This is a genomic window from Streptomyces acidicola, from assembly GCF_009377235.1.
GTDB classification, from domain to species: Bacteria; Actinomycetota; Actinomycetes; order Streptomycetales; family Streptomycetaceae; genus Streptomyces; species Streptomyces acidicola.
Genome location: NZ_VMNX01000434.1, coordinates 1 through 3,689, shown reverse-complemented (window position 1 = coordinate 3,689; position 3,689 = coordinate 1). Strand labels below are relative to the sequence as shown.

Sequence of the window (3,689 nt, the reverse complement as noted above, 5' to 3'; positions counted from 1 at the left end):
GTCGAGCCGTCTTCCAGACACCGCTGCTGAACTCGCACGGACACCCCCGCGGCCATCGCATCTGACGGCCTCGACGGCCGCCCCCAACTCCCAACGGAAGCTGAGGTGTCCAGGTAACTAAATACGAAGCGTTGTCGGTGGCGACCATCTCCGGCTTCACCCCGCCATCAAGGTTCAGCAGGGCGTCCAGGATGTGCAGGGAGTCGCGCGGGGTGCCCGGCACCACCATCTGCCCGATCCCGAACACCTGGTCGTTGACGGCGTTCAGCCAGGTGATGCCGCGCTTGAACCCGAAGTACTTCGGGGACGGGGCGGCGTTGATGGTGCGGACGGGGACGACGAACCGTAGCCCGTCGACCGAGGCCAGCAGGCCGTCGCCCCAGTACCGCACGATCGGCACCTGGCCCTGCGCCTCGATCAGTGTGGCGTTCGCCGCGGCGATGGTGTCGGCCCGCAGGTAGAACTGGTCGACGTGCACCAGCCGGGAACGGTGAAGCGCCTCATGTGCGGGGTTGATGACCGGGGTCATGCCGGTGTTGCACGCCTCCGAGACCAGAAGGGCCACCAGTGAGGTGGTCGGGTCCTTCATGCGGGTTGTGCCGTCGCCCAGGTGTACGAAAGCGTCCAGGAACCCGGTCCAGCCGTGCACCTCGAACAGCAGCTCCGGCAGGTCGATCTTCGGGAGCATCTTCTCCACCCGCCGCCGCGCCAGGGCGGGCAGCCGCTTCACCCCAGCCAGCACCCGCTTCCCGCCTTTCGCCGCGTCCAGCGCCTTCGACTCGCCCAGCAACGACAGGAACGGCCGCACCGTGTTGTACCGGGTGGCCAGCGCCGCCCGCATGGCGACCGCCGCCGAGTCCTCGTCCTCCGGCACCAGCGAGACCACCATCGCGGCCGCGCTCATCACCACCGCCCGCGGCGCGACCTCCTCCACCGCCCGCCACAGCGCCGCCGCGTCCAGATCCGTGCCGTGTGCCTCGACCAGCTCCAGCTCCTCGAACAGCACCTTCGCCGCCCGCGCCAGCGTCCGCGACGCCTTCTCCAACTGCGGCAGCGTCGAGAGCCGCTCCCTGTCCGTGGCCCTTTTCGTCGTGCTGATCAGCATCGTCGCCATCAGCACCGAGAACAGGTCCAGCGCCTCGTCGATTGCCTTGGCCTCAAGGTGGCGCATCACCGCGGTGAGCATTGCTGTGCGCTTGGGCTCCGCGGCCCGCTCCAGGCTCGCGGCCTTTGACCCCAGCCCGTACCGGGCCGGCGCCGCGAGCCGGTTCGGCGGGATCTGCGACAGCTTCAACCGCCCTAGCTGGAACGCACCGATCTCATCGACCCGCTCCAGCGACCGCGCGAACGCCGTGCCCGTCGTACCCGTCGGCGGCCGGCGCAGCCGCTCCAGCTCCGAGTACCGGCCGCCCTCCGGCGTCACCAGCGTGGCCACCAGGTCCGCCGGCAGCGCCGGGTCCGCGCGTTGAGGCGCCCTGGCCACGGTGGCGTGCAGCCGCTTCTCCGCGATCGTGCTTCTCTGCACTTCACTCTCATGAGTGAAGGCGGGTATGTGGCTCGTCAAAGGGCCTCCGAGATGGATGGGATGGGGTCAGGGGTGGTGGCGGCGCCGGCGGCCGCCGGGCAGATCCCCCGGCGTCGGTAAGATCAGCGCTCTCATGGGGGGTGCGATGCGAACATCGGGGCTGGGCGGCGAGGGGCAGAAGTACGCGCTGACCTCGGATAAGGACGACAGCGATTTCTGGGGCTTCGCTCACGAGGCAGAGGGGTTGTTCACGCCCCTGCCGGGTGAGGAGGGCGCGCGCCGAGTGCACCTCGCCGGAATTTGGTACGAACTCGCGCCCGAGGACCGACACGCGTGGCTGTCGGTGGCCCTGTGGTCCCGGGAGTACCAGCGCCAGGGGAAGCCCGATGCGTCTGCAGGCCAGGTATTCACCTTGGACGGCCGACATGTCGTTGACCGGGACACCTTCTACTGCGCGATCGGTGAGGCCATCAACGGACCCGGTGGATACTTCGGCTGCCGCCAGAGACCTGCCTTCTGCCAGCGGCAGAACACCGGCCCGACCGGGCTCGACGATCACTACAGTCCAGGCTCATGACGACAGTTACAAGGCGCACGATCGAATACGCGGCCGACGGCCTGACGATGATCGGGCACCTCGCGCTCCCGGCCGGTGTCGACCGCCGGCCCGCGGTCCTGGTCGGGCCCGAGGGGGTGGGGCTCAGCGACGTCGAGCGCCGCCGGGCCGATGCGCTCGCCGAGCTCGGATACGTGGCGCTGGCCTTCGACCTCCACGGCGGGCGCTATTTGGGCGACCCTGAGGAGATGTTGGCCCGTTGCATGCCGCTGCTCGCCGACCCCGACCGGATGCGAGGCATCGGCCACGCGGCGCTCGACGTGCTCCGCGCCGAGCCGCGGACCGACCCGGACCGGATCGCCGCCGTCGGCTACGGCACCGGGGGCGCAATCGCGCTGGAACTCGGGCGCGACGGCGTCGACCTGCGCGCGATCGCGACAGTCAACGGACTGACCACGGGCCGACCAGGCGAGACGGCGCGCATTCATTGCCCGGTGTGGGCCGGGGTCGGGTCGGAAGACCCGATCATGCCGCCCGCGCAACGGGACGCATTCACCGCCGAGATGCAGGCTGCGGGCGTCGACTGGCGCCTCGTGGTCTACGGCGGCGCCTTGCACGCCTTCCATCACCCACCGGTCGACCACATCGTGCTTCCCGGGGTCGGTTATCACCCTCAGCACGCGCGGCGAGCTTGGCGGGACGTCGTCGACCTGCTCGCCGAGTGCCTGCCCATAACGGATTGATCTGGGCAGACTGGGGTTTGTTCACAGGCTCTGACCTTGTCCTTTATGGTCTGAGTCGGTTTCGTTCGGTGATGCTCTCGGGTCGTTTCACGGTCTTGCCCACGTCGTAGCGGGTTGCGGGCCGCCGGTTCTTCGAGCCAAGTGGTCTTCCAGGTCCGGCAGTTGAGGGTTTCGGTGCACGGGCCGGACAGTGCAGGTGCGGGCGGAGGTTCGGAAACCCTCGGCGGACTCGGGCCAGGGTGAGCCGGCCGGGCTCGGCGGGTTTCTCCCACGGCCGCCGTAAGTCGGCGGCGGCGTCGCGCAGGAGGCGGATCTGCAGGCGGTCGAGTTGCACCGGCAGTCCCGCACCCGCACCGCCACCGACGGGCAGCTGCCGCTGGGCGGCGAGCTCGTGACCGCGACCCCCAGTGGACTGCCGGAGATGACCAGCCGGGACAAGCTCGGCGCCGAACTCGACACCCTCTCCATCGACGTAAGCCGGCATCTGATGGAGCACCACCACCGGCTGCTGCGCGAGCTCGGCGCGACCAATGCCGCCCACCTGCGCGCCATGGTGCCCGGTCAGAAGGTGCTGGTCGCCGGAGTCCGGGCGTCCACACAGACGCCGCCGATCCCGTCCGGCAAGCGCGTCATCTTCTGCACCCTGGAGGACGGCTCCGGCCTGGTCGACATCGCCTTCTTCGAGGACTCCCACGAGAACGTCGCTCACACCGTGTTCCACTCCGGGCTCCTGCTGGTGCGCGGCACCGTGGAGGCCCGCGGCCCGCGCCGCACCGTCGTCGGCGAGATGGCCTGGGACCTGGACGAAGTGGCCGCCGCCCGCCGCGACCACGGCCCCCCAGGCCGCCCTCGACCTCCTCGGCCG

Annotated in this window: 2 protein-coding genes and 3 pseudogenes; 3 read left to right on the top strand and 2 right to left on the bottom strand. The window is 69.9% G+C overall.

Going from position 1 to position 3,689, the window contains the following annotated elements:
- Positions 1-121: 121 nt before the first annotated feature.
- A pseudogene (locus FPZ41_RS50525) lies at positions 122-706 on the bottom strand (Tn3 family transposase); the annotation flags it as partial.
- Between the two features lie 952 nt (positions 707-1,658).
- On the opposite strand from FPZ41_RS50525, the gene FPZ41_RS45500 reads away from it, so the two are divergent.
- Positions 1,659-2,102, top strand: coding sequence for a hypothetical protein (locus tag FPZ41_RS45500; protein WP_228023452.1), 444 nt, complete (start codon positions 1,659-1,661; stop codon positions 2,100-2,102).
- The gene (locus tag FPZ41_RS45495) at positions 2,099-2,824 is read left to right on the top strand and encodes a dienelactone hydrolase family protein (protein ID WP_152870669.1); all 726 of its coding nucleotides are present in this window, start codon (positions 2,099-2,101) and stop codon (positions 2,822-2,824) included. Before FPZ41_RS45500 ends, FPZ41_RS45495 begins: the two co-directional genes overlap by 4 nt.
- Before the next feature lie 43 nt (positions 2,825-2,867).
- Here the strand turns inward: FPZ41_RS45495 and FPZ41_RS49290 are convergent.
- Positions 2,868-3,140: pseudogene (locus tag FPZ41_RS49290) on the bottom strand (NF041680 family putative transposase); the annotation flags it as partial.
- Between FPZ41_RS49290 and FPZ41_RS45485 the strand changes: the two are divergent.
- Positions 3,138-3,689: pseudogene (locus tag FPZ41_RS45485) on the top strand (OB-fold nucleic acid binding domain-containing protein); the annotation flags it as partial. The pseudogenes FPZ41_RS49290 and FPZ41_RS45485 sit on opposite strands and share 3 nt — an antisense overlap.